The sequence below is a fragment of the Ruegeria sp. HKCCA5426 genome (assembly GCF_013034585.1).
Classification (GTDB): domain Bacteria; phylum Pseudomonadota; class Alphaproteobacteria; order Rhodobacterales; family Rhodobacteraceae; genus Ruegeria.
This window is the reverse complement of the sequence record NZ_WQGH01000008.1, coordinates 114,689-140,138: the sequence shown is the minus strand read 5'-3', so window position 1 is coordinate 140,138 and position 25,450 is coordinate 114,689. Positions and strand designations below refer to the sequence as shown.

Below are 25,450 nucleotides of genomic sequence, written 5' to 3'. Positions count from 1 at the left end.
AGGTTAATGCCAACAGTCTGTTTCGGAGGATTTTTTCATGAATATCATTTGGCTGGGCCACGGCAGTTTCCGCATCGAGACCGGAGGGCAAGTGCTGCTGATCGACCCTTGGCTGACCGGCAACCCCGTTCTGCCCGAGGATCAGCACGACGCGGCCCTTGACGGCGCGACGCATATCCTTCTGACACATACGCATTTCGACCACGTGGCCGATGTAGTCTCGCTGGCCAAACACCTCAAGGTTCCGGTTGTGGGTCAGTACGACCTGATGGGGTACTGGAGCGAGTCCGAGGGGATTGAGACCGTAGGCTTCAACAAAGGCGGCACTGTGAACTTGAACGGGGTGATGGTGTCGATGGTTCCGGCCTCGCATAGCTCGACCTTTTCCACACCCGACGGACTGCGTACCGGCGGCAGCGAGGTCGGGTTCATGATCGCGGGGGATGGTCACATGCTATATGTGTCAGGTGACACAGATATCATGGCCGACATGGACTGGATGGGGGATTATTACAAACCCGACATCGGCATTCTGTCGGCAGGCGGACACTTTACCATGGACATGAAGGGCGCAGCTTACGCCGCCAAGCGCTATTTCAACTTCAAGACCGTGATCCCCTGCCACTACAAGACTTTCCCGATTCTGGAACAATCGGCGCGGCCTTTGGTCGAGGGCTTGCCCGGCGTCGATGTAATCGAGCCCGAAGTGATGCAGCCCATCAAGTTATAAAAAAAACCTATAGGCCGGGCTTCAGCCCGGCACATCCCCCCGACGCGCCGCGAAGAATGCCTTTAGCAGTTCGGCAGCTTCCTGCGCTGCGATACCATCATAGACTTCGGGCACATGGTGCGCCTGCGAATGGGTGAAAACCCGCGCGCCATGGGCCACGCCACCCGATTTCGGGTCAGCCGCGCCGTAGTAGATCCGCCGGATACGCGCCGCAGCTAAAGCCGCCGCACACATCGCACAAGGCTCCAGCGTGACGTACAGGTCATGATCCGGCAAACGCTCGGACCCAACAGCGGCACAGGCTGCGCGCAAGGCAAGGATTTCGGCGTGTGCAGTCGGGTCGTTCATCTCGCGCGTGCGGTTGCCTGCTGCGGCCACGACGCGATCGCCTGCGACAATCACGGCCCCCACTGGAACCTCACCCCGGTCTGCCGCGGCGCGTGCCTCTTGCAGTGCGATATTCATGAATGATCTGAACTCCATGCCTTTGACTGCATCAGAAACGCGTCTTTCGCAAGGCAACGGGATGCGCTATGGGCTGCGGATGAGCAAAACCCCTCCTCCCGGCGACCGGATCGCCAAAGTGATTGCCCGCGCGGGCGTTGCCTCGCGCCGTGAAGCCGAACGCATGATCGAAGCCGGTCGTGTGAGCGTGAATGGCAAGACCATCACCAGCCCCGCCCTGAACGTCACCGGCAAAGACAAGATCACCGTGGACGGCAAGCCGGTGTCCGAACCCGAGCCGTCGCGCCTGTGGCTTTATCATAAACCACCGGGTCTGGTGACGACGACACGGGACGAAAAGGGCCGCGCGACGATCTTCGACAACCTGCCTGAGGACATGCCCCGCGTCATGAGTGTCGGACGGCTGGACCTGAATTCAGAAGGGTTGCTGCTGCTGACGAATGACGGCGGCATCAAGCGTAAGCTGGAGCTGCCCTCGACCGGCTGGCTGCGCAAATACCGCGTGCGGGTGAATGGTCGCCCCAAGGACGAAGACTTCGCCCCCCTGCGCAAGGGTCTGGTGATCGACGGCGAACGGTTTCTGCCGATGGATGTCTCGCTGGACCGTCAACAGGGCGCAAACGCATGGCTGACAATCGGTCTTCGTGAAGGCAAGAACCGCGAAATTCGCCGCGCGATGGAGGATATCGGCTATGCCGTGAACCGGCTGTTGCGCGTATCTTATGGCCCATTCCAACTGGGCAATCTAAAGCCCGGCGAAGTCGAAGAAATCCGACGCCGCGTGATGCGCGACCAACTTGGTTTAGACGCTGATCCCGCAACTCCGGCCAAACGCCCCGCGCGGCCGCAAAGAAAACGTGCGCCCATCGGCAAGAAACCTCGCAAGTGACGCCAGTTAAACAACCTTCCCCCTAGCTTCGCAGGGTCTCTTGCCCTAGATTTTCCAGTAGGAAAGTCTTTGGGGGGCGTCATGTCCGGGACCGGAGTACAAAAACTGGCCTATGTGGTCCTACTTGTACTGCTCTTCGGTGTTTGCACCGGCGTACTTGGGGGCTTGTGAGCAGATGGCCAAACGCTATGGCGGAAAATTTAGTCCTCAGGGCGACGCTTCTCAGCCAGACCAACCCGCGCGCGGTCAATTCGACGGCGCGCGCGTAGAACCTGCGGGCGCGCGCGCAAACCTGCTTTTCCTGCCTGCCGTGCCGCTGGTGTTTCTGTCGCTCAACGATGGCGCGGTTGGAATGACGATCGGATTGATCGCGGCGGGCGTTCTGACTGCGGCAGCGTTCCTTTTGCGTGAAGGCTTGCGCGCCGAAGCCGCGTATAACGCGCGCCGCGTTGCGCGAAAGCCCGCATTTCCACGAAAAATTTTCGCAAGTATTCTCACCGGCCTCGGCGCAGCGCTGGCCTCCTATCGTTCCGAATTTTTGGACGCGGCCTCTGCGTCTGAGGTCAGCTTGATCGCGCCAATCCTGTTTGGCTGTGTGGCGACGGTATTGCATTCGGTTTCCTTCGGGTTTGATCCGCTTTCAGACAAAGGGATGGAAGGCGTCGACACATTCCAGCAAGACCGCGTTGCGCGGGTTGTAGAAGATGCCGAACAGCACCTGACTGAGATAACAGACGCCATTAAGCGCGCTGGCGACCGAAGGATCGAGGCCCGCGTGGAACAGTTTCAGGACACCGCCCGAGATTTGTTTCGAACCGTCGAAGAAGACCCCCGCGATCTGGCCGGGGCGCGCAAATACATGACTGTATATTTACAGGGCGCGCGGGATGCGACGATTAAGTTTGCTGATGTGTATGCACGTACCCGCGACGCGCAGGCATTGGCTGACTATTCGGCCCTTTTGGATGATCTTGAACAGAATTTCGCGGCGCGAACCCGTAAATTGCTTTTGGATGACCGCAGCGACCTGAATGTTGAAATTGACGTGCTGCGCGAAAGGTTGCAGCGCGAAGGGGTTCGGTTGGATTGACCGGCCATTTTTTGAGAAAGGATTTCAAATGTCCAATGAGATCAAGAACAAGGCGGTAGAAGCAGAAACGCTTGTGCAGGAAGTAACGGCCGTCGCGCTGCCCGAACCCGCAGCCGAAGTGGTTTCGCTGGAAGAAGCAGATGAACCCGTCAGCGCGGAAATTCGCAAACGCATGGACGAGATTGACATGGACAACACGAATTCGATTGTCGCGTTCGGTTCATCGGCCCAGGCCGAGTTGCAGGAAATCAGCCAGGCGATGCTGGCAGACGTACGAAACAAGGACGTCGGCCCAGCCGGAGACAGCCTGCGCAATATCGTCACCACGATCCGGGGATTCTCGGTTAGTGAACTGGATGTGCGCCGTGAAAGAAGCTGGTGGGAAAAGCTGATCGGAAAAGCGGCCCCATTTGCAAAGTTCACCGCGCAATACGAAGAAGTCCAGGGCCAGATCGACAAGATCACGGACGACTTGCTGGGGCATGAACACACGTTGCTCAAGGACATCAAGTCGCTGGACTTACTGTATGAAAAGACGCTTAGTTTCTATGACGAACTTGCGCTTTACATCGCCGCTGGCGAAGAAAAGCTGACCGAGCTGGACAGCCATGACATTCCTGAAAAGGAAGCCGAAGTTAACGCCGCGCCCGAAGAAGAACAGGTGATGAAGGCGCAGGAATTGCGCGACATGCGCGCTGCCCGTGACGATCTGGAGCGCCGGGTCCACGACCTTAAGCTGACGCGGCAGGTGACGATGCAATCTCTGCCCTCGATCCGGTTGGTGCAGGAAAACGACAAGTCGCTTGTAACCAAGATCAACTCGACATTGGTAAACACCGTCCCGCTGTGGGAGACTCAACTTGCGCAGGCCGTCACCATCCAGCGCAGCGCGGAAGCAGCCTCGGCTGTGCGGGATGCGAATGATCTGACCAACGAGTTGCTGACATCCAACGCGGCCAACCTGCGGCAATCGAACAAGATGATCCGCGAGGAAATGGAACGTGGCGTATTTGATATCGAAGCGGTCAAACAGGCCAATGCCGACCTGATCGGGACGATTAACGAAAGCCTGGCAATTGCAGACGAAGGCAAAGCGCGACGCGCAGCCGCGGAACAAGAATTGCAAAAGATGGAGGCCGAGTTGCGCGATACTTTGGCCTCGGCCAAAGCACGCAAGGACGGCACTGGCGACAACGCCGGCAACGCTGTGCCGGGATAACCGAATGCGGAGACCGGGATTTCCAAAAGCTGTTCTGGGCATTGTTTCGCTGTTGGCGCTGGCCAATTGTGATGAGACACTGACGTCTTCCGTCGTCCCTGAAACGCGGCCTGCGCCCCCAGCACCTGCGGCGAATGCCTATGTCGCTCCGTCTGCCGCCAGCCAGGACCTTGCGCGATTTTATGAACGGGTTGAGCGTGATCTGCTGACACGCGGTTTGCTACGCACCGATGGCGGCGGGCCGGACACCCCGTTCGATGCAGACGACTTGGCGCGGAACTTTGAAGCTATCGCTTTCTACAGCGAATATCCCGATCACGCGGTCGCAGCATCGTCCCGGCAGACAGACGGGCAACTCAGTCGCTGGTCGGGGCCTGTGAGGGTACAGACAGAGTTCGGTCCCTCGGTCTTGCCTGCCACACGCACGCAAGATGCAACCGAGGTTGAATCCTTTACCGCACGGCTGGCAAAACTGACCGGGCACCCGATCTCGGTCGTGAATCGCCGCGCAAACTTTCACGTCTTTTTCGCAGGCAAGGATGACAGCGCCTACGTCGTGACCCGTCTGAAAGAACTGATCCCGAATATCAGTCAGGCCTCGCTGGAACTGGTTGCCAATCCGCGCGCGAATATCGACTGTTTCGTCTTTGCCTCAGCCACAAGTTCTTCACCATATAAATACGTGCGTGCCGTCACCTTGATCCGAACCGAGTTGCCGGAATTGCTGCGTCGTAGCTGCATCCACGAAGAAATTGCACAAGGGTTGGGATTGTCGAACGACAGCCCTGCAGCGCGGCCTTCGATTTTCAACGATGATGATGAATTTGCGCTGTTGACCAGCCATGACGAAAAGCTTCTGACCATGCTGTATGATCCGCGCCTCGAACCCGGCGTGACGGTGGATAGCGCGCGCCCGGTAGTCCGGATTATTGCACGCGAATTAATGGGCCAGCCGCTCTGAGCCCCCTGAAAGGAGACCCCAAATGGGTATTTTCGATTTTCTGACCGGCGAATTTATTGACGTCATTCACTGGGTCGATGACACCCGCGACACAATGGTTTGGCGGTTCGAGCGTGAAGGTCATGAGATCAAATACGGGGCCAAACTGACCGTGCGCGAAGGTCAGGCCGCCGTGTTCGTGCATGAAGGACAATTGGCGGATGTGTTCACGCCGGGCCTTTATATGCTTGAGACCAACAACATGCCGATCCTGACAACCCTGCAGCATTGGGATCACGGGTTCCAGTCACCGTTCAAGTCCGAGATCTATTTCGTCAACACCACCCGGTTCAACGACCTGAAATGGGGCACCAAGAACCCTATCATGCTGCGCGACCCCGAATTCGGACCGACCCGAATTCGCGCGTTCGGAACCTATACAATCCGCGTCAAAGATCCGGCGAAATTCATGGTCGAGATTGTCGGCACTGATGGCGAATTCACGATGGATGAGATCAGCTATCAGATCCGCAACGTCATCGTGCAGGAATTCAGCCGCGTGATCGCCGGATCGGGCATTCCGGTTTTGGACATGGCCGCCAACACCGCGGATTTGGGCAAGCTGATCGCGGCCGAAGTCTCACCGGTATTGGACAGCTACGGGCTGGAGATGCCCGAGTTTTACATTGAGAATATCTCGCTTCCGCCTGCGGTCGAGGCGGCGCTGGACAAGCGCACGTCAATGGGGCTGGCGGGCGATCTGGGTAAGTTCACGCAATATTCAGCGGCCGAGGCAATGACAGCGGCTGCCAACAATCCCGGTCAGGGCGGCGGTATGGGCGCAGGTCTTGGAATGGGCATGGGAATGGCGATGGCCCAGCAGATGTCGAACATGGCAGCGGGTCAACAGAGCGGCCCGTGGGGAAGCCCCGCCCCCGCTGCCCCGCAACCGTCGGCGCACGCGGCACCGCCGCCGCCACCCGTCGAACATGTCTGGCATATCGCCGTGGATGGGCAGACCAGCGGACCATTTTCGAAAGCTAAGATGGGACGCATGGCCGCCGAGGGTGAAGTCACACGCGACACCCATGTTTGGACAGCAGGTCAGGATGGGTGGAAAAAGGCCGGCGATGTTCAGGAGCTTGCTCAGTTGTTCACCATCCTGCCACCACCTCCGCCGGGGACCTGATCCGGTCCGCGTTTATTTTTGATGAACGAGGGGGCAACATGACCAAAGAGCACAGATTTCCCTGCGATCAATGCGGTGCGGACTATCGGTTCAATCCGGGCGACGGAACGCTGAAGTGCGATCATTGCGGCCATTCCCAGAGCATCGCCGCCGGCCCTTGGGGCGGCGCAACCCTGAAGGAACTGGATTTCAACGCCGCCCTGTCAGAAAACCTGCCGGAAGGTGAAATCGAAGAAACCCGCGTTCTGACCTGCCCCAATTGCGCAGCCCAAGTCGAGTTTGACCCCGACACCCATGCAGCGGAATGTCCGTTTTGCGCCACCCCAGTGGTCACAGGTACCGGCGTCAGCCGACATATCAAGCCACGCGGTGTTCTGCCCTTTGCACTGGACGAGCGTTCCGCGCACAAAGCGATGGGGGATTGGCTTGGTCGTTTGTGGTTCGCGCCCAACGGTCTCAAGGACTATGCCCGCAAAGGGCGCAAGATGCAGGGTATCTACGTACCCTACTGGACATTCGACGCGGATACGCAATCCTCTTACCGGGGCGAGCGCGGGACGGTTTATTACGAAACCCACACGGTGATGCGCGACGGAAAGCGGGTGCAGCAGCAGGTCGCCAAGATCCGCTGGTCACCAAAATCGGGGCGGGTCGCGCGCTTTTTCGATGACGTTCTGGTCCTGGCTTCTCGATCCCTGCCCAAAAGCTATACCGATGCGTTGGAACCGTGGGACCTACCTGCGCTGGAACCTTATCAACCCGAGTATCTGGCGGGCTTTCGTGCTGAGGCTTACACCGTCGAACTGAACGAAGGTTATACAGAGGCTCGGGGGTATATGGCTCGTGTGATTGAACGCGACGTTCGGTTCGATATTGGTGGTGATCGCCAACGCATTCATTCGGTCGATACGGACGTTCGGGATGTGACCTTCAAGCATATTCTGCTGCCGGTCTGGATGGCCGCCTACAAGTACCGTGGCCAGACCTATCGGTTTGTTGTCAACGGACGTACCGGTCGAGTTCAGGGTGAGCGTCCATGGTCGGCGATCAAGATCACGATCGCGGTTGTTGTCGGCCTGCTGGTCGCGGCAGGGGTTGGGTATCTGCTGGCGACTGGGCAACAGTGATCGGGCGAACGGCATCAGGACCGGTTTCGCCGTTTAAGCGCTTGAACATCCTCAAACCACACGCCATCCTCGCCCCGTCGACGCCGATGGGGAGGCCAGTGTGACGTTATCGGACCTGAACACGCTATTGGCTGCGCGCCACTCCTGCCGGGCATTCCGCCCCGATCCGGTTCCACGGGAACACATCGAGCAAATCCTGATCAGCGCAGGCCGTGTGCCCAGTTGGTGTAATGCACAACCTTGGAATGTCGTGGTCACCAGCGGCACTGAAACCGAGCGTTTTCGCAATGCCCTGCGAGAGGAGGCAATGTCCGGCGCGCCAGCCCCTGACCTGCCCTTCCCCACATCCTATTCGGGCGTCTATCGGGATCGCCGCCGCGAATGCGGGTGGGCCCTTTATGAAGCCGTCGGCGTGGAACGTGGCGACCGCGCGGCTTCGGCACGACAAATGATAAAGAACTTTACTCTGTTTGATGCGCCGCACTGTGCGATCTTGTCTAGCCCGGCTGAGCTTGGGCCCTATGGGGCGATGGATTGCGGCGGGTTCGTCACCGCTTTTACGCTTGCGGCCCAAAGCCTTGGCGTGGCCACCATTCCGCAAGCGGCAGTTGCAAGTTATGGCCCGTTCCTGCACCGCTATTTTGACATCCCGGAAGACCGTCTGATCCTGTGCGCGATATCCTTTGGCTATGCCGACAAAGACCACCCGGCTAACGGTTTTCGTACGGATCGCGCCAGCCCGGACGCTTTTGTCGACTGGCTCGGCTAAGAACATTTTGGAGAAACAGATTGCGCGCAGTTTTACAACGGGTCTCTCACGCCAAGGTTTCGGTGGATGGCGACGTGATTGGTCGAACTGGCCCCGGCCTCATGGTGCTTGTTTGTGCAATGCAGGAAGATGACGAGGCGTCTGCACAGCGGCTTGCGACCAAAATCTCCAAGCTACGCATATTCAAGGATGATGCAGGCAAGATGAACCGGTCCGTTCTGGATATTGGCGGATCCGCTCTTGTGATCAGTCAGTTCACGCTGGCCGCTGACACATCGCGCGGAAATCGCCCCGGGTTCTCAGAAGCTGCCTCGCCTGAGCTTGGTAAGCATCTGTACGAGGTGTTCGCTGCACAGTTGAGTAGTCTCGGTATTCCTACGGAAACAGGGCAGTTCGGGGCGGATATGGCGGTGGAGCTGGTCAATGATGGCCCCGTCACGATTTGGGTAGAAAGCTGATGGATCAAAAACAACGTGCAATTCGCATCTGGCAAGCCGGTGTGGATGCAGTCGGCGGGCACGCGGCGACCACAGCAGTCTTGGACAGCATTGCGGCACCCGATCAAATTCTGGCCGTTGGGAAACCCGCCGCAGCGATGGCGCGAGCCGCGCTGGAACATTTTGGGCCTAAACCGACATTGGTTGTCACCAAAGATGATCACGGACGCGATCTGCCTGACCATGTGACGATTATAGAAGCCGCACACCCCGTGCCGAATTCTCGCAGCCTTGACGGGGGCCGCGCCCTACGTGAGGCGGTAGAAGCGATGGGCCCTGCCTCGCATTTGCTGCTGTTGGTGTCAGGCGGCGCATCCTCGCTTGCCGAGGATCTTGTTCCCGGCAAAACGCTGGCTGATTTGGAGCAGTTGAACCAAAAGCTGCTGTCTGAAGGGCTGGACATAACGGCCATGAACGCCGAGCGTCGCAAGCTGTCGCGCATCAAGGGCGGTGGGCTTCTCTCGCATTTTCGCGGCGACAGGGCGACTGTACTTGCGATTTCTGACGTGCCCGGCGATGACCTGAATGTCATCGGGTCGGGAATTGGTGCATTGCCCGACGCACCAAAGTTTCAAGCCTCGACTCAGATCGTGGCCTCTAACGCCATTGCCCGGGCTGCTGCGGTTGCTGCCGCAAAGTCAGAAGGCTGCGATGTGATTGCGAATGAAGAATGCTTGCACGATGACTATCTGAGCGTCGCAAGTCAGTTGGGACAACGTCTGCGCGACATGCCGAAAGGCGTCATGGTCTTTGGCGGAGAACCAACGGTTGTTCTGCCAAAAAAACCCGGACGCGGTGGGCGCAATCAGGCACTGGCGCTGGCCTTGGCCAAAGAGGTTTCGGGCATTCCGGGCTTAACGATCGTGGTCGGCGGCACTGATGGAACCGACGGCCCGACAAACGCAGCGGGGGCCGTGATTGATGGGGCCACCTGGAATCCAACAGCGGAAGAATTTCTGAGAAACGCCGATAGCGGCAGCTATCTGGATCAGGTTGGGGCCTTGCTGGTTACGGGTCCGACCGGGACAAACGTAATGGACTTGCTTGTCGCAATCCGCACGTAGTTTGACGATTTTCAATGGACCGAAAAAATCAAAGACGCTGAGACTGAGACAATGACGCCCAATCCCAACACGCTGTACGATATTCAGGATCTGCCGGATGTTGGCATTCACATGCCGGACGGTTGCCGCCTTTCGGCGCGAATCTGGATGCCCGAAAAAGCTACCGAGACCCCCGTTCCTGCCATTCTGGAATTTTTACCGTATCGCAAACGCGACGGGACCGCGACACGCGACGAGCTGACCCATCCCTGGTTTGCCAAACGCGGTTACGCCTGCGTTCGTGTCGACATGCGCGGCAATGGCGACAGCGAAGGGCTGATGGAGGATGAATATACCCAGCAGGAACTGGACGATGCAGTCGCGACGATCGAATGGTTGACGAAACAGCCTTGGTGCACGGGCAGCGTCGGCATGATGGGTATCAGTTGGGGCGGTTTCAACGCGCTACAGGTCGCGGCCATGCAGCCCGAGGCGCTGAAGGCGATCATCACGCTCTGTTCGACGGCTGATCGCTATGCGGATGACATCCATTACAAGGGTGGTTGCCTGCTGAATGAAAACCTCGGATGGGGCGCGACAATGTGGTCCTATTCTTCGCGCGCGCCCGATCCGGCCTTACGCCCGAATTGGCGTCAACTTTGGCTGGACCGGCTTGAGAATGAACCGTTCCTGCCCTCGGTTTGGCTCCGCCATCAAACGCGGGATGCGTATTGGCAGCATGGCTCGGTTTGCGAGGATTTCAGCGCGATCCAAGCTGCGACTTTGGCCGTCGGGGGCTGGGGCGACGCGTACAAAAACACGGTTCCCTTGCTGGTTGAGCAGTTGAAGGCCCCAGCCAAAGGCATCGTTGGGCCTTGGGTTCACAAGTACCCGCATTTCGCCGTGCCCGAACCCCGGATCGGGTTTCTACAAGAAGCGTTGCGCTGGTGGGACCACTGGCTGAAAGATGCAGATACCGGGGTTGAGAGCGACCCGGATTACCGCGCATATCTGATGGACGGGGTTCGCCCGCAACGCTGGTACAACGACCGCCCCGGACGCTGGATCGCAGAAACCGAAGGCGCCACATCCCATTTGCCGACGCAGGATTGGCACCTGACCAATTCCGGAATGGGCGCGTCGGGTTCTTTGGATGTTAGGGTCTGTTCGCCTCAGACATGCGGTATGGAAAGCGGTGAGTATTGCGCCATCTGGCTGGGTCCGGACATGCCGGGTGACCAGCGCACAGACGATGCCATGTCCGCCTGTTTTGACGGCGAACCATTGAGTGCGGATCTTGATATCGTCGGTGCACCCCGCATTCGGTTGCGGATCAGCGCAGACCAACCTCAGTCGCAGGTTGCCATACGTTTGAATCACCTGCACCCGGACGGGGCCTCTACGCGCATCACATATGGCGTGTTGAACCTGTCCCATCGTGACAGCCACGCGCAGCCTGCCCCCTTGTCCCCCGGCGTCGCGTATGATGTCACGCTGGATCTGGACCACATCGCCTATCGGGTTCCGAAAGGTCACCGCCTACGCGTGGCTGTTTCAAGTGCCTATTGGCCCTTGATCTGGCCGTCGCCGGAGCCGGTTGAACTACATCTGACTCAGGGCGAAGTCTCGATCCCTGTTCGTCCGACAGAAACAGATGAATATGTTTTCCCGCCCCCCGAATCCGAGGCGCCGCGTGACGCCACCATCCTACGCAAGGCCCAAAACAACAGACGTGTCGAAACGGATATGAACACCGGTGAGACCCGCCTGATCATCGAAGATGACTTTGGCCTGACAAAGGACAATCACCACGGCCTGACAAATGGCGGAACCGCTTACGAATGCTGGTCGATCCACCCGGATGACCCTCTTTCAGCCAAAGGGCATTGCCTCTGGACGCAGGAATTGCAGCGGGACGGTATTGAATTGCGAACCGAAACATCCTGTCTAATGTGGTCAGATCACACTAGTTTCTTCCTCAGGGCGAAATTGACAGCCTATGAGGGGGAGGTTGAGGTGTTTTCGAAGGAACTGGAGGATACCATACCGCGCAACCAGATGTGATTTTTCGGGCTGAAAAGGTAAGACATTTATCCTTGCTCAGAAGCGCGAATTGCGCCTAACTTGACTCATGCGTCAATAAAAGCCCGCAAAGGGCCAAAAATATCCAACCAATTGGGAGATCATTGGATGAACGAACAACTCACTCACATGACCAAAGAGGTCACAGCGGGCAAGCTGACCCGCCGCGAATTCATGGGGAAAGCTGCGGCCTTGGGTGTATCGACAGCGATGGCCAGCACACTGTTCGCAGATGCTGCACGCGCGGCAGGCCCGAAAAAAGGCGGTGATCTGAAATTTGGTCTGCAAGGCGGCGAATCGACCAACTCGCTTGATCCGGCAACCTATGCAAGCTCGGTTCCGTTCCAAAACGGCAAGCAATTCGGCGACCAACTGGTCGAAGTTGCGCCTGACGGCTCGATCGAACCGCGCCTTGCTGAAAGCGTTGAAGGCAGCGCCGACGCTAAGGTCTGGACCTTCAAGCTGCGTCAGGGCGTGGAATTCCATAACGGCAAAACCATGACCAGCGAAGACGTGCTGAAGACGATGGAGCGCCATTCGAACGAGGACTCCAAGTCCGGTGCTTTGGGCATCATGAAGGGCATCGAGTCGATGAAGGCCGATGGCGACAACTTCCAGGTCACGCTGACCGAACCGAACGCCGACCTTCCTTACCTGATGGCCGATTATCACCTGATCGTTCAGCCCGATGGCGGCATGGACAACCCAGGCGCGGGTATTGGCACCGGCCCATACCAGTTGGAAGTCGATGAGCCCGGCGTGCGCCACGTGTTCAAGAAGTTCGCCAACCACTGGAACCCGGATTTCGGCAATTTCGACAGCGTCGAAGTGGTCGTCATCAACGATGCCACTGCGCGTACCGCTGCGTTGCAATCCGGTCAGGTTCACGCGATCAACCGCGTCGAGCCCAAAGTCGCAGACCTGCTGGGTCGTGCGCCCAACCTGACCGTACACTCGACGGCCGGTCGTGGGCACTATGTGTTCATCATGCATTGCGACACTGCACCGTTCGACCAGAATGAGCTGCGCCTGGCACTTAAGCACGCAATCAATCGTCAGGAACTGGTGGACAAAGTTCTGCGTGGCTATGGCACCATCGGGAACGACATGCCAATCAACGCGGCCTATCCGCTGTTCGATGGTTCGATCCCGCAGCGTGAATTCAGCCTCGAAAAAGCGGCCGAGCACTATAAGAAGTCCGGCCATGACGGCTCGCCGATCATTCTGCGTGTTGCAGACGGCGCCTTCCCCGGTGCTGTCGACGCGGCGGCGCTGTTCCAGCAGACCGCAGCGCAAGCTGGTATCCCGCTGGAAATCAAGCGCGAGCCCAATGACGGCTATTGGTCCGAAGTCTGGAACGTACAGCCTTTCTGCGCCTCGTACTGGGGTGGCCGTCCGGTGCAGGATCAGATGTACGCAACCGCGTATCTGTCGACAGCGGATTGGAACGACACGCGCTTCAAGGTCCCGGCCTTTGACGAGATGCTGTTCCAGGCCCGTGCAGAGCTGGATAACGACAAGCGTAAGGACATCTACAGCCAGATGGGTCAGATGGTCCGCGACGAAGGCGGCCTGATCTGCCCGATGTTCAACGACTTTGTCGAAGGCATCAGCAACCAGCTTGCCGGGTGGGATTCCGATCCGACCCAAGAGATGATGAACGGCAACGTTTCTCGTAAGATGTGGTTCGCCTGATACGGGTCACGGATTTATGCATCCTATTTTGAAACTGGTTTCCCAGCGCCTGGCGCTGGGACTCCTTTTGCTGCTCGGCGCTTCGGCCCTGATTTTTGGCATGACCGAAGCCCTTCCCGGAGACGCCGCGCAAGCCGTCCTGGGGCAGTCCGCAACCCCAGAAGCCCTTGAAAACCTACGCGAAGAGATGGGCCTAAACCGGCCTGCGCTGACCCGCTATTTCGAATGGCTGGGGGGCCTTGTTCAAGGTGATCTGGGACAATCCCTGACCAACAAGCTCGACATTGCCGAATCCGTCGGTGGCCGTCTGAGCAATACCCTGTTTCTTGCATTCTGGGCGGCGGTTATATCCGTCCCGCTTGCTATCTTTCTGGGCCTGCTGGCCGTGCGCTACCGCAACCGCTGGCCCGACAAGCTGATCTCGGCGGTCACCCTAACCACGATCTCGATCCCCGAATTCCTGATCGGCTACGTTCTGGTCTATTTCGTGGCTGTGAAGCTGGGCATGTTCTCACCGCTTGCGATGATCAATGACAGCATGACACTTGGTCAAAAGCTGAACTCGATCGCATTGCCTGTTATCGTTCTGACGCTGGTGGTCCTTGCGCATATGATGCGAATGACACGCGCAGCGATCCTGAACGTGATGCAGTCGGCCTATGTCGAGACTGCTGAACTGAAGGGGTTGACCAACTTCAAGATCATCTACCGCCACGCGCTGCCCAACGCGGTTGCGCCAATTGTCAACGTGGTGATGCTGAACCTGGCCTATCTGGTGGTCGGCGTCGTCGTGGTCGAGGTGGTGTTCGTCTATCCCGGCATGGGACAGTACCTTGTGGACCACGTGACCAAGCGTGATGTTCCGGTGGTTCTGGCCTGCGGCGTGATCTTTGCCGCGATCTATATCGGGTTGAACATGGTTGCCGACATCGTTGCCATTCTTGCCAACCCAAGGCTGAGGCATCCGAAATGAAGAACATCCCAATCTCTGCAATGATCGGGCTGGCCTTCACAGCCCTCTACTTCATCATCGCTCTACTTGCGCCCCTGTTGGCCCCTTATGGCATGGCCGAGGTCGTGGGCGACGTGTGGGAGCCTTCGAGTTCTCAGTTCTGGCTTGGCACCGACAATATTGGGCGCGACCTTCTCAGCCGCATGATCTATGGCGGGCGGACGACGATCTTTATCGCTACTGCTGCGACTATCCTCAGCTTTGTGACCGGTTCTATCCTTGGGTTTCTGGCTGCTGTGCTGGGCGGTTGGGCCGATCAGGTCATGTCGCGGACCGTCGATCTGATCATGTCGATCCCGACGCTGATCAGCGCGCTGGTCGTTCTGGCGATGGTCCCCGTGACCATCCCGGTTCTGATCCTGGTTATGGGGCTGCTGGATTCCACCCGCGTCTATCGTCTGGCCCGTGCGGTCGCGGTAGATATCGCTGTGATGGACTATGTCGAGGCCGCAAAACTGCGCGGTGAAGGCCAATCGTGGATCATCTTCCGCGAAATCCTACCCAACGCTTTGTCACCGCTGGTTGCGGAACTAGGTCTGCGCTTTATCTTTGCGGTTCTCTTTGTGTCGACACTGTCGTTCCTTGGCTTGGGTGTTCAACCACCCTTGGCCGATTGGGGCGGGATCGTGAAGGAAAACAAGGACGGTATCGTCTATGGCATCGGCGCGGCGCTATACCCGGCTGTGGCCATCGCAACGCTGGCGATCTCGGTCAACCTGGTGGCTGACTGGGTCTTGAACCGCACCACATCGCTGAAAGGAGGCCGGGGATGAGTGATACCCTTCTCAAGGTCCGCGACCTCAAGATCGGCGCGACCGTTTATCCGCCGGGTGAAAAACCCCATGACATCGAGATCGTGCACGGGGTCAGCTTTGACCTCGAACGCGGCAAGGTGCTGGGGCTGATCGGAGAATCCGGCGCTGGTAAGTCAACCATCGGTCTGGCCTCGATGGCCTATGGCCGGGGCGGTGTGCAGATCACAGGCGGTGAGGTTTGGGTCAACGGGCGTGACATGCTGAAGACCTCATACGGCGATATCCGAAAGCTGCGCGGGGGTGAGGTTACTTACGTGTCTCAATCTGCAGCGGCGTCCTTCAACCCCGCCAAGAAGATCATGGATCAGGTGGTTGAGGCTGCGGTGGAACAAAAGAAGTTCAGCCGTAAAGAAGCCGAAAAACGCGCGCGGGAATTGTTTGCCAAGCTGGGTCTGCCCGACCCCGACAATATCGGTGAGCGTTATCCGCACCAGGTGTCAGGCGGTCAGCTACAGCGCTGTATGACTGCTTTGGCGCTATGTCCCGAACCCGATCTGGTGGTGTTTGATGAACCCACCACGGCGTTGGACGTGACCACCCAGATCGACGTTCTGATGGCCATCAAAGAAGCCATCGCGGATACCGGTGTTGCCGCGCTTTATATCACGCACGACCTTGCCGTGGTCGCGCAGGTCAGCGACGACATCATGGTTCTGCGCATGGGCAATACGGTCGAGTACGGCAACACCGACCAGATCATCAACAACCCGCAGGAAGAGTATACCAAGGCTCTGGTCTCGGTCCGCTCGATCGAACACGAAGAGAAAAAACCCACACCTGAACCGGTGCTTAGCGTTGACGGCATCACCGCGCGCTATAAGGGGCTGAATTTCGACGTGCTGCACAACGTCAATGTCGAGCTTCACCCGGGGCAGACGCTGGCGGTTGTGGGTGAATCCGGCTCGGGCAAGTCGACGCTGGCGCGGGTGATCACCGGCCTTCTGCCGCCGCGCGATGGTGAGATCACCTTTGCCGGGCGCAAGCTGTCGGCAGACCTTAAGGGTCGCACCCGCGAGGACCTGCGCGAGTTGCAGATGATCTACCAGATGGCCGACGTTGCGATGAATCCGCGTCAGACTGTCGGGACCATCATCGGTCGCCCGCTAGAGTTCTATTTCAACATGCGCGGCGCGGAAAAGCGCAAGCGGATCATCGAACTGCTGGATGAGATCGAGCTGGGCGAAAAGTTCATCGACCGTTATCCGGCGGAACTGTCGGGCGGGCAGAAACAGCGTGTCTGTATCGCCCGGTCTCTGGCGGCCAAGCCCAAGATGATCATCTGTGATGAGGTGACCTCGGCACTGGACCCGCTGGTGGCAGATGGCATCCTGAAACTGCTGCTGGACCTGCAAAAGATCGAGGATGTGGCCTATCTGTTCATCACGCACGATCTGGCGACGGTCCGCGCGATCAGCGACAGTATCGCGGTGATGTATCAGGGCCGTGTGGTCCGTTACGGCCCTAAGTCACAAGTGTTGAGCCCACCGTTCGACGACTATACCGACCTTCTGCTCAGCTCGGTCCCCGAGATGCATCTGGGCTGGTTGGAAGAGGTTGTCGCCCACCGCAAAATGGAAAGCGCGGGGAACTGATCCCGCAAAAAACACTCATGAAATCCCGGCACGTGTCACAAACAGGTGTCGGGATTTTGCTATTTGGGACGGGAATGGGCGGCTTATCCGGGGCGAATCCCCTAGGCTCACCCAATGAACTAACGAAAAGGCCGGACCATGGACCGCAAACTCCTCCTCATCATTCTTGACGGTGTGCCGTGGCGCAATTTCCGCCGCTTGTTCGGCAATCTTGAGGGCTGGGTCGAGAGTGGTGAGGCGCGGGTCTGGAAGCTGCGTTCGGTGCTGCCATCGACCTCGGCCAGTTGCTATGCCTCGATCCACACGGGCGTCACTCCACAGGAACATGGGTGCACCGGCAACGGCAATGTCTTCCGCCTGAGTCACAAGGACGTGTTCAGTCAGGTGCGCGAGGCCGGGGGCATCACCGGGGCCGTCACCCACAGCTATTGGTCGCAATTCTTCAACCGCCACCCGTTCGATTACGTGCGCGACGTTGAATATGATGAACTGGACAGCAAGACGATCAATCATGGTCGGTTTCACACCATGACCGGCTATGGCAAGGCCAACCAGATGACGCCCTGCGACGTAGACCTATTTGCCCAGCTCACCAACATGTGCCTGCGCTTCGGGCTGGATTACGGCATCCTGCACACCTGCACGCTGGACAGCATGGGACATCGCTTTTTCCATGAAAGCGAGGAAATGGACCACGCCTGTTTTGTCATGGACGAGATGCTGGCCCCTTTCATCCCCCGTTGGCGGCAACTAGGATACGAGGTGATCGTCACGGCCGACCATGGCCAAGATGAACGTGGCCACCACGGAGGCCGCAGCCCATTGCAGCAGGAAACGGCGCTGTATTATTTCGGCGATGCAGAAGGCCCCGAGGCGGATGTGGTCATCGACCAGCTTCAACTTGCCCCTACGATCCTGACCCGGATGGGCACGCCCGTGGCCGAGACCATGAAGGCACAGCCATTCCTCAAGTAATCAGTCATAAGGCCATATCTGCTGACCCAGCGCTTCGATCGCCACGGATATCCGCTCAAAACTGTCCGCGGCACGCTTGACCGAGGTTCGCGCCCGTAGATAGCCGTGCACCAGCCCCGCTTCGTTGATGCAGTGTGCTTTGCCGCCGGCCTCGGTGATCCGGGCGCAATAGTCTGGCCCGTCATCGCGCAACGGATCGCAGTCTGCCGTTACGACCACAGTCGGCGGCAGGTTTGAGAAATCGCTATCGTGCAACGGAGCATAGGTCGGATCATCCTGCGGCGCTGGTCCGCCGCACCGCACCTTTTCATAGAAGACGATATCCTCCAGCGTCAAAAGCGGCGCATGGGCATGTTCAAGATACGACCCCTTCGACCGGTCCCCGCCCAGACCGGGATAGATCAGCACCTGCCCCAGAATCATATCCAAACGTCCGCGCGCGTGATGAGCGACAGCCGCTGCCAGATTCCCTCCGGCGCTGTCTCCGGCCAGTACCAGCGCATCCCCGAATTCCGTTGCAGCCCAATTCACTGCAGTCCAGGCGTCCTGAAATTGGGCGGGATGAACATGTTCCGGGCACAGCCGGTAATCCACTGAGACAACCCGATAACCAGTTTGCGCGCAAATCTCGGCGCAAACATCATCGTGGCTGTCCAAGCCGCCTACGACAAAGCCGCCCCCATGCAGGTAAACTACCGTTCGTGTGGGATCGCCTGCAGCATAGACGCGAACAGGCACGCCGTCGGCATGCCTGTCTTCTGTTTCTACCCCCGCGGGACGCGGTTGGCGAAAGTCCTGACACATCGCGTCATAGACGCGGCGCTGGTCGTCAATCGACAGCTCGACCGCGTCATCGGGATAGCTTTCGGCGGTACGTCTTATGAACGCCCAGGTTTCTTCGTCAATCAGGCGTTCATAATCCATGTCCCCTCCGCGATCAGACAGCCCATTCCCATGGCTGGGTGAAAGAGCCCAGCACTTTGCTGACATCGTCGTCCGAGGAACCGTTCGCGTCAAGCTGTGCAACCAGCCCGCGCTTTTTGTCGTCAATCACCGATACAACGCGGGCATCGACGCCTGCTTTTTCCAGCGCGCCGTTATAGATACGTGTGATTGCCTGTTTGCGCAGTTCGGGTTTGAACACCTTGCCAACTGCGGTCTTGGGAAGCTCGTCCAGAATGGTCATGTGCTTGGGCTGCGCCGCACGTTCGTGAACATGGACGTCGCAATATTCCAACAGCTCCTTTTCGGTAACCGAGGCGCCCTCGACTAGTTCGACAAAGGCACAGGGTACCTCTCCCGCATAGGCATCGGGCTGTCCAATGGCACCGGCAAAGGCAACGGCATCATGTCCCAGCAGCGCCTCTTCGATTTCGGCGGGGTCGATATTGTGACCGCCACGGATGATCAGGTCCTTGGCGCGGCCTGTGATCCACAGATAACCGTCCTCGTCGAAACGACCCAGATCGCCGGTGCGCAGATATGTGTCAAAGTGGTAAAGATCCACGTTCTTGTCGGCTTCGGTATAGGTGTTGCCGGCATAGACACCTGGGTTCGAGATACAGATCTCACCGATCTCGTTAGGGGCGGCTTCCGCTGGCCCATCCTGTCCATCGTTCAGGATTTTGACATCCGTATAGGGGAACGGAATCCCGATCGAACCGATCTTCTTCTCTCCATCTGTCGGGTTACAGGACACCAGACAAGTCGCCTCGGTCAGGCCATAACCTTCGATGATGGTCACACCGGTCGCTTCCTCGAAGCGGCGGAACAGCTCTACCGGCAGCGGGGCCGAGCCCGAGAACGCAGTTTTCACGGTCGAGATATCGGCATCCACCGGGCGCTGCATCTTTGCGGCAATCGCGGTGGGCACGGTAATGATGAACGTGACTTTCCAACGCTCGATCAGTTTCCAAAAATTGTCGAACACGCCGTCGCCGCGATATCCGGCAGGTGTCGGGAACACCACATGCGCACCCGAAGACACAGCGGACATCATGATCACGTGAACCGCAAACACGTGGAACATCGGCAATGGACACATCACCACGTCCTTGTCCGTAAACAGCAGCGTGCCGCCCAGCCAGCCATTGTAAATCAGGCCAGAATACTTGTGCTGCGCCACCTTCGGCATACCCGTGGTTCCGCCGGTGTGGAAATAGCAGGCGACGCGGTCTTCCTTTCTGTCCTCGAAGGTCAGGGTCGTCGGCTGCTTTGCCAACTCTTTGTTGAAATTTTTATAGTTCGCGTGGGCCAGATGTTCCTTGTCGCCCATCTTGGGGCGCAGGAACGGAACCAGCCATGACTTGGGAGGCGTCAGATAACGGTTCAGGTCAATTTCAAGAATGGTGTTGACCTTGGGCGCATGGCGCACGGCCTCTTCGACCTTTTGCGCCACATCCGTCTTGGGAAAAGACTTCAGCGTGACAACAACCTTGGCGCCGGTTTCGCGCAAAATGGCCGCGATCTGTTCGGGTTCCAACAGCGGGTTGATCGGGTTCACGATCCCTGCCACTGCACCACCCATCATGGTGATCAGCGTCTCGTTACAATTGGGCAGGATATAGGCCACCACATCCTTTTCACCCACACCCAACGAACGGAACAGGTTCGCCGCCTGATTGACCTTTCCAAGCAATTCAGACCACGTCAGCGTTTCGGCCTTGTCCGTCGGACCGGACATAAGTTGAAAACTTATCGCGTTGTTATTGGGAAACTTACCCGCAGTCCGGGACAGCAGTTGGTGGAATGTGACCGGAACGTCCCGATCCTCCCACGGCATTTCCTGCTCCAGTTTTAGCTTGTCTTCCACTCCGACAAAGGCCATGCGGCACCTCCCTGATTGCTTCCCGCGTCACGCACGGGTTTTAAGTCCACCGTAGGATGGAAGCAAAACCGTGTACGCGCAAGCAGGCGCATAGCCAAAAAATGTGCAATTAAGCAGCGTGACGCAGCGGAGTGTTCAATACTGCCCCGACGTCATTTTATTCTGCGGCGACTCCATCAGTAAACTGCAGCCGCGCCAAACGCGCGTAAAGCCCGTCCTGGGCGACCAGATCATCATGGGTACCCTGCGCCACGATCTGCCCAGCTTCCATCACAATGATCCGATCTGCCTTTTTGACCGTTGCCAAGCGGTGGGCCACGATCAACGTCGTCCGACCCGCGCGCATCTGATCGACCGCCCCCTGAACCGCACGCTCACTTTCGGCATCCAGCGCCGAGGTTGCCTCGTCCAGCAACAGAACTGGCGCATCTCGCAGGATTGCCCTGGCGATGGCAATACGCTGTTTCTGCCCCCCTGACAGCATCACACCCCGTTCGCCAACGAAACTGTCATACCCTTCCGGGAGGGCCGAGATGAAATCATGCGCAGCGGCAGCACGGGCAGCAGATTCCACTTCCGCGTCAGAAGCGTCCAGACGCCCAAAGCGAATATTTTCGCGGGCCGACGCCGCAAAGATGATCGGGTCTTGCGGCACAAGGGCCATGTGGCTGCGAAAATCACTCCTGTCCAGATCGCGCAAGTCAACACCATCAAGGCTGACACGGCCCGAATCCGGATCGTAGAAACGCTGGATCATTTGAATGACCGTCGTCTTCCCAGCACCCGACGGCCCCACGAACGCAACAGTTTCACCGGGTTTGACCGAAAGGGACAGGTGATCCAGCGCCACGACATCGGGTCGCGCAGGATAGTGGAATGTAACCTGATCAAAGTTGATCTCGCCCCGCACAGGCGTCGGCAAGTGAGAGGCGGATATGGGATCGGTCACGGTGTCCTGCGCGTTCAGCAATTCAACCAAACGCTCGGTCGCACCAGCCGCGCGCTGCAATTCGCTCCAGATCTCGGATAGGGCGGCGACCGAACCCGCCATTATGATCGAGTAGATAACGAACTGGATCAGAACACCTTCCGTCATCACACCGTTGCGAACGTCATTCGCCCCCATCCACAACACCCCGACAATGCCGGAGAACACCAGAAAGATCACAATCACGGTCAGCACGGCGCGCGTGCGAATACGGCGCAGCGACACGACATATGAGGTCTCGGTCATTTCACCAAACTGCTGGCGACTGGCCTGTTCATGGGTGAAGGCCTGCACGGTCTGAACGGCCGTCAGTGCCTCGCCTGCATTACCGGATGAGGCGGCGATCCAATCCTGATTTTCGCGGCTTATCACCCGTAGACGACGGCCCAGCACCAGAATCGGAACCACGACCAGCGGGATCAACAGCAACACCATTCCCGTCAGCTTGGCCGAGGTCAAAAGCATCAGGACCAGCCCACCGAAAAACATCAGCATGTTCCGCAGAGCGATGGAAACCGATGAACCGATTACGGACTGAATCAGCGTCGTGTCCGTCGTAATTCGGCTTAGGACTTCCCCCGTCATGATACGTTCATAGAACTCGGGGCTCATCCCGATTACCCGGTCGAAAACCGCCTTGCGAATATCCGCCACCACGCGTTCGCCCAACTTGGTAACCAGCGCATAGCGGATGCCCGTCCCGACAGCCAGAACAGCGGCAATTGCAAGCGCGGCAAGAAAATACCAGTCGAGCAACTCGCCATCTTCGATCCGAAAATTGTCAACCACGCGCCGCACCGCCAGGGGCAAGGTCAGGGTCATGCTAGCCGTCAAAACCAAGGCAAGCCCTGCCCCCGCCATGAGCAATCGGTAGGGTTTCATAAAGGGCCACAAAGACCCAAGAACGCCTATCTTCCGTGAGCGCGCACGCTCTTCGGTCGCGCTGGGGGCGGAATTTCCTGCGGGCTTGGCGGCGTCGGATCTTGCCATGTCTGGGCCTTATATCGTGTTCGCACTTGGGTGAACGCTTCTTGACCGCAGGAACAGTTGGGGTCAAGCAAAGCACCAGATTTTGGGCCTTCACAGGGCCTTTTGACGCAGAGATTTGGGCTGATTTGGAGCGGGCGGCGGGAATCGAACCCGCTTCATCAGCTTGGAAGGCTGAGGTAATAGCCAGTATACGACGCCCGCTCAGCGGAGGTCGGTTTAAGCGATGCGCAAGGTGCCGTCAAGCGCAGTTCTTGGGCTGATTTCGATTTCATCCGATATAGGTTCAATCGGGCCATCCATGCCGGGGCCGGCCCGGAAATCGGACTGGGCCGGGCGATGTTGATCAATCCCGCTGCGGCAGCCAATCACACGAATCCAGCGTGGCCGAGATACGGATCATCGACGCATACCGAAGCTGCTGCGCACCAGAATGCGCGATCAATTGCGATGGATAGGACGTCGCCGCAGCCAAAGCTTGCGGCAAGGGTACACCAACCTGCGTGACCAAAACGCGAATGGCCGTCGTCAAATCCAAGTCTGCACCGGCCAATGTGCCATCCTCAAGCGTGAGTTTCCCGTTTGTCCGCGTGATCCTGCGGCCCTCCAACTCGAACGCGGTCAGGTCGGTGCCCGCAACAGCCATCGCGTCACTGACAAGAAATATCTGCCCCGGAGACGTCTTGGCTGCCCATGCAGCCCGCATGACTTCGGGATGCACGTGAATTCCATCAGCGATCAAACCGGCGGAAAGCCCGCCATTTGCCAGCGCAGCCCCCACCAGACCTGGTTCGCGGTTTCCAAGCTGGCTCATGGCGTTGAACAAATGCGTCACGCACCGCGCACCAGCCGCCGCATAACGCTGACACGTCGCGAAATCCGCATCGCTATGACCCAGAGATACCAGAACCCCGGCGTCATGGAGCACGGCGACTTGCCGCTCGGTCACGGCTTCGGGCGCAACCGTGACCATCAGACAGGGCAGCGCGTCTGCCGCGGCGATCAGCGCGGCCAAATCCGTGTCGTCCATTGGCCGGATCAGATCCGCGTCATGGGCGCCTTTGCGCGCTACCGACAAGTGAGGCCCCTCCAGGTGCAGCCCGGCCACACCCGATACACCTTCGCGAACCGCCTGCACGGTCGCTTCAATTGCTGCCTGCGTTTTCTCTGCCGTATCCGTAATCAATGTGGGCAACAGCGACACAACGCCCAAACGCCGGTGAGCCGCCGCAATGCGTTGAACAGTCTGGACCGAGGGGTTGTCATTGAGCATGATCCCATCGCCGCCATTGACTTGCAGGTCGCAATAGCCGGGGCTTAGAATATCGCCCTTCAGGTCGACAACTTCACCACCAACGGCATCAGACTCGGGCCGGATTTCACCTTCCTCCCCATCCCGGAAGGTGATCGCGTGGTCATACAGCAAACGGTTACCGTCGAAGATGGGACCGTTACGGAAGGTTACCGTGTTATTTGTCATACCGTCTCAGTCACTTTCTTCAGATGCCGCGGCGCATCGGGGTCGATCCCGCGGGCGCTGGCTACGGATTCAACCATACCATAGAAGGCGGTGATCGCGGTGATCGGGTCGGTGATCCAATGGCCGGTCTTGACGACCGGAAGCGGGCCGGCCTGCGTGACTTTTTCCGTAGTTGCAAAGACAGCCGCGCCCTTCCCTGCCAATGCATCGGCGGCTTCAGCCGTTGCTTGCTCGGCCGCGTCACTCGCGGCGAACACGATAGCTGGGAAGCCCTCCTCTACGATCGAGACCGGCCCATGCAGAACTTCGGCCACCGAATAGCTTTCGGCGTGGATCTGACAAGTTTCCTTGATCTTCAACGCTGCCTCACCGGAGATTGCAAAGGAAGGGCCCCGCCCAAGGGTAAACAACGATCTACCCGTGATGGTGTCAGCCGCGGCAGACCAATCGCAACGAGCGGCCTTTTCAAGCAACGGCGGCAAGGCATGTATGGCCTTCAAAAGATCTGCATCACGCTTGACCTCTGCCAGCAGCCAAAACCCGGCAACCAGCGACGTCACGAAGGTTTTGGTGGCCGCTACACTCAACTCGGGCCCGGCGTGCAACGGCAGGACGGCACCGGCGACCTCGGCCAACCGAGAGCTGGTGTCGTTGGTGATCGCGACCGTAGCAGCACCTGACCGACCCAACGAGCGCGCAAGGTCCACAATATCCGGGCTTTGCCCGGACTGCGAAACGGACAGGCAGACCGCGCCTTTTGCCTGCAACTCAACCCCGTAGATCGAACTGACCGATGGCCCGACCGAAGCGACGGGAAGGTTCAGCAACAGCTCGCTGGCATACTTGATGTAGCTGCACGCGTGATCAGACGATCCGCGCGCCACCGTGATCAGAAAGCGCGGGTCAGCCTCGCGGAAAACCTTAGCGGCATTCTGGATGTCCTGCGCGCCTTGGGACAGCAATCTGTCAACCGCCGCAGGGATTTCCAGAATCTCCTGGCGCATTTTCGAAGTAGTTTCTGACATGAATTTCCGGTCCT

General features: G+C 58.4%; 22 protein-coding genes and 1 tRNA gene. 16 read left to right on the top strand and 7 right to left on the bottom strand.

The genetic code is table 11. The features are described from left to right. Positions 1–37 precede the first annotated feature (37 nt). A complete protein-coding gene (locus tag GOV87_RS14545) occupies positions 38–730 on the top strand; it encodes a metal-dependent hydrolase (protein ID WP_171212269.1) in 693 nt (230 codons plus the stop codon). A gap of 21 nt (positions 731–751) precedes the next feature. On the opposite strand, the gene GOV87_RS14540 is transcribed toward GOV87_RS14545, so the two are convergent. After that, positions 752–1,213, bottom strand: a complete 462-nt coding sequence (locus GOV87_RS14540; RefSeq protein ID WP_171120433.1) for a nucleoside deaminase — start codon at positions 1,211–1,213, stop codon at positions 752–754. Between GOV87_RS14540 and GOV87_RS14535 the strand changes: the two genes are divergently transcribed. The 15 genes from GOV87_RS14535 to GOV87_RS14465 all read left to right on the top strand — a co-directional run bounded on the left by GOV87_RS14535 (position 1,194) and on the right by GOV87_RS14465 (position 18,129). Continuing rightward, entirely contained in the window at positions 1,194–2,084 is an 891-nt protein-coding gene (locus tag GOV87_RS14535; protein WP_254447381.1) for a pseudouridine synthase, read from the top strand. The genes GOV87_RS14540 and GOV87_RS14535 overlap by 20 nt on opposite strands. A 175-nt stretch (positions 2,085–2,259) precedes the next feature. After that, a complete protein-coding gene (locus GOV87_RS14530) occupies positions 2,260–3,174 on the top strand; it encodes a 5-bromo-4-chloroindolyl phosphate hydrolysis family protein (protein WP_171212268.1) in 915 nt (304 codons plus the stop codon). A 28-nt stretch (positions 3,175–3,202) separates the two neighbouring features. Further along, complete coding sequence (locus GOV87_RS14525) at positions 3,203–4,393, top strand: toxic anion resistance protein (RefSeq protein ID WP_171120429.1); 1,191 nt, start codon at positions 3,203–3,205, stop codon at positions 4,391–4,393. A 4-nt stretch (positions 4,394–4,397) separates the two neighbouring features. Next, positions 4,398–5,354 (top strand): DUF2927 domain-containing protein, encoded by a 957-nt coding sequence (locus tag GOV87_RS14520; protein ID WP_171120428.1) that lies wholly within the window; start codon positions 4,398–4,400, stop codon positions 5,352–5,354. A 22-nt stretch (positions 5,355–5,376) separates the two neighbouring features. Next, positions 5,377–6,522 carry an SPFH domain-containing protein gene (locus GOV87_RS14515; RefSeq protein WP_171212267.1) on the top strand — a complete coding sequence of 382 codons (1,146 nt, stop codon included), beginning with the start codon at positions 5,377–5,379 and terminating at the stop codon, positions 6,520–6,522. A gap of 38 nt (positions 6,523–6,560) precedes the next feature. Then, complete coding sequence (locus GOV87_RS14510; RefSeq protein WP_171212266.1) at positions 6,561–7,649, top strand: TFIIB-type zinc finger domain-containing protein; 1,089 nt, start codon at positions 6,561–6,563, stop codon at positions 7,647–7,649. A 100-nt stretch (positions 7,650–7,749) separates the two neighbouring features. Further along, positions 7,750–8,418 carry a nitroreductase gene (locus tag GOV87_RS14505; protein WP_171212265.1) on the top strand — a complete coding sequence of 223 codons (669 nt, stop codon included), beginning with the start codon at positions 7,750–7,752 and terminating at the stop codon, positions 8,416–8,418. 20 nt (positions 8,419–8,438) lie between these two features. Beyond that, positions 8,439–8,876 carry a D-aminoacyl-tRNA deacylase gene (dtd, locus tag GOV87_RS14500; protein ID WP_171212264.1) on the top strand — a complete coding sequence of 146 codons (438 nt, stop codon included), beginning with the start codon at positions 8,439–8,441 and terminating at the stop codon, positions 8,874–8,876. Continuing rightward, entirely contained in the window at positions 8,876–9,979 is a 1,104-nt protein-coding gene (locus tag GOV87_RS14495; RefSeq protein WP_171212263.1) for a glycerate kinase, read from the top strand. Before dtd ends, GOV87_RS14495 begins: the two co-directional genes overlap by 1 nt. A 51-nt stretch (positions 9,980–10,030) precedes the next feature. Next, positions 10,031–12,022, top strand: coding sequence for a CocE/NonD family hydrolase (locus GOV87_RS14490; RefSeq protein ID WP_171212262.1), 1,992 nt, complete (start codon positions 10,031–10,033; stop codon positions 12,020–12,022). Between the two features lie 126 nt (positions 12,023–12,148). Further along, positions 12,149–13,735, top strand: a complete 1,587-nt coding sequence (locus GOV87_RS14485) for an ABC transporter substrate-binding protein (protein ID WP_171122342.1) — start codon at positions 12,149–12,151, stop codon at positions 13,733–13,735. 16 nt (positions 13,736–13,751) lie between these two features. Beyond that, positions 13,752–14,708 (top strand): ABC transporter permease, encoded by a 957-nt coding sequence (locus GOV87_RS14480; RefSeq protein WP_171120413.1) that lies wholly within the window; start codon positions 13,752–13,754, stop codon positions 14,706–14,708. Beyond that, entirely contained in the window at positions 14,705–15,520 is an 816-nt protein-coding gene (locus tag GOV87_RS14475; protein ID WP_171120411.1) for an ABC transporter permease, read from the top strand. The genes GOV87_RS14480 and GOV87_RS14475 overlap by 4 nt, the downstream gene beginning before the upstream one ends. Then, positions 15,517–17,154, top strand: a complete 1,638-nt coding sequence (locus GOV87_RS14470) for an ABC transporter ATP-binding protein (protein WP_171212261.1) — start codon at positions 15,517–15,519, stop codon at positions 17,152–17,154. Before GOV87_RS14475 ends, GOV87_RS14470 begins: the two co-directional genes overlap by 4 nt. Positions 17,155–17,292: 138 nt before the next feature. After that, on the top strand, positions 17,293–18,129 hold the full coding sequence (locus GOV87_RS14465; RefSeq protein WP_171212260.1) for an alkaline phosphatase family protein: 837 nt from the start codon (positions 17,293–17,295) through the stop codon (positions 18,127–18,129). On the opposite strand, the gene GOV87_RS14460 is transcribed toward GOV87_RS14465, so the two are convergent. From GOV87_RS14460 to GOV87_RS14435, 6 genes are all read right to left on the bottom strand, one after another. Beyond that, positions 18,130–19,053 (bottom strand): alpha/beta hydrolase, encoded by a 924-nt coding sequence (locus tag GOV87_RS14460; protein WP_171120405.1) that lies wholly within the window; start codon positions 19,051–19,053, stop codon positions 18,130–18,132. Between the two features lie 13 nt (positions 19,054–19,066). After that, positions 19,067–20,956, bottom strand: coding sequence for an acyl-CoA synthetase (locus GOV87_RS14455; RefSeq protein WP_171212259.1), 1,890 nt, complete (start codon positions 20,954–20,956; stop codon positions 19,067–19,069). Positions 20,957–21,113: 157 nt separating this feature from the next. Further along, positions 21,114–22,934: an ABC transporter transmembrane domain-containing protein gene (locus GOV87_RS14450; protein WP_171120401.1), complete on the bottom strand. Its 1,821-nt coding sequence runs from the start codon at positions 22,932–22,934 to the stop codon at positions 21,114–21,116. Between the two features lie 126 nt (positions 22,935–23,060). After that, positions 23,061–23,135, bottom strand: a tRNA-Gly gene (locus tag GOV87_RS14445). Positions 23,136–23,277: 142 nt separating this feature from the next. Continuing rightward, positions 23,278–24,411, bottom strand: coding sequence for an N-acetylglucosamine-6-phosphate deacetylase (gene nagA, locus GOV87_RS14440; RefSeq protein WP_171212258.1), 1,134 nt, complete (start codon positions 24,409–24,411; stop codon positions 23,278–23,280). Next, entirely contained in the window at positions 24,408–25,436 is a 1,029-nt protein-coding gene (locus GOV87_RS14435) for an SIS domain-containing protein (RefSeq protein WP_171212257.1), read from the bottom strand. The genes nagA and GOV87_RS14435 overlap by 4 nt, the downstream gene beginning before the upstream one ends. Between the last annotated feature and the right edge of the window lie 14 nt (positions 25,437–25,450).

Bases quoted from the DNA above. Each gene is read 5' to 3' on its own strand.
- GOV87_RS14470 (WP_171212261.1), top strand. From the start codon at position 15,517: ATGAGTGATACCCTTCTCAAGGTCCGCGACCTCAAGATCGGCGCGACC.
- GOV87_RS14455 (WP_171212259.1), bottom strand. From the start codon at position 20,956: ATGGCCTTTGTCGGAGTGGAAGACAAGCTAAAACTGGAGCAGGAAATG.
- GOV87_RS14520 (WP_171120428.1), top strand. From the start codon at position 4,398: ATGCGGAGACCGGGATTTCCAAAAGCTGTTCTGGGCATTGTTTCGCTG.
- GOV87_RS14475 (WP_171120411.1), top strand. From the start codon at position 14,705: ATGAAGAACATCCCAATCTCTGCAATGATCGGGCTGGCCTTCACAGCC.
- GOV87_RS14480 (WP_171120413.1), top strand. From the start codon at position 13,752: ATGCATCCTATTTTGAAACTGGTTTCCCAGCGCCTGGCGCTGGGACTC.
- GOV87_RS14515 (WP_171212267.1), top strand. From the start codon at position 5,377: ATGGGTATTTTCGATTTTCTGACCGGCGAATTTATTGACGTCATTCAC.
- GOV87_RS14465 (WP_171212260.1), top strand. From the start codon at position 17,293: ATGGACCGCAAACTCCTCCTCATCATTCTTGACGGTGTGCCGTGGCGC.
- GOV87_RS14540 (WP_171120433.1), bottom strand. From the start codon at position 1,213: ATGGAGTTCAGATCATTCATGAATATCGCACTGCAAGAGGCACGCGCC.
- GOV87_RS14460 (WP_171120405.1), bottom strand. From the start codon at position 19,053: ATGGATTATGAACGCCTGATTGACGAAGAAACCTGGGCGTTCATAAGA.
- GOV87_RS14525 (WP_171120429.1), top strand. From the start codon at position 3,203: ATGTCCAATGAGATCAAGAACAAGGCGGTAGAAGCAGAAACGCTTGTG.
- GOV87_RS14490 (WP_171212262.1), top strand. From the start codon at position 10,031: ATGACGCCCAATCCCAACACGCTGTACGATATTCAGGATCTGCCGGAT.
- GOV87_RS14450 (WP_171120401.1), bottom strand. From the start codon at position 22,934: ATGGCAAGATCCGACGCCGCCAAGCCCGCAGGAAATTCCGCCCCCAGC.
- GOV87_RS14510 (WP_171212266.1), top strand. From the start codon at position 6,561: ATGACCAAAGAGCACAGATTTCCCTGCGATCAATGCGGTGCGGACTAT.
- nagA (WP_171212258.1), bottom strand. From the start codon at position 24,411: ATGACAAATAACACGGTAACCTTCCGTAACGGTCCCATCTTCGACGGT.
- GOV87_RS14535 (WP_254447381.1), top strand. From the start codon at position 1,194: ATGAATGATCTGAACTCCATGCCTTTGACTGCATCAGAAACGCGTCTT.
- GOV87_RS14530 (WP_171212268.1), top strand. From the start codon at position 2,260: ATGGCCAAACGCTATGGCGGAAAATTTAGTCCTCAGGGCGACGCTTCT.
- GOV87_RS14545 (WP_171212269.1), top strand. From the start codon at position 38: ATGAATATCATTTGGCTGGGCCACGGCAGTTTCCGCATCGAGACCGGA.
- GOV87_RS14495 (WP_171212263.1), top strand. From the start codon at position 8,876: ATGGATCAAAAACAACGTGCAATTCGCATCTGGCAAGCCGGTGTGGAT.
- GOV87_RS14435 (WP_171212257.1), bottom strand. From the start codon at position 25,436: ATGTCAGAAACTACTTCGAAAATGCGCCAGGAGATTCTGGAAATCCCT.
- GOV87_RS14485 (WP_171122342.1), top strand. From the start codon at position 12,149: ATGAACGAACAACTCACTCACATGACCAAAGAGGTCACAGCGGGCAAG.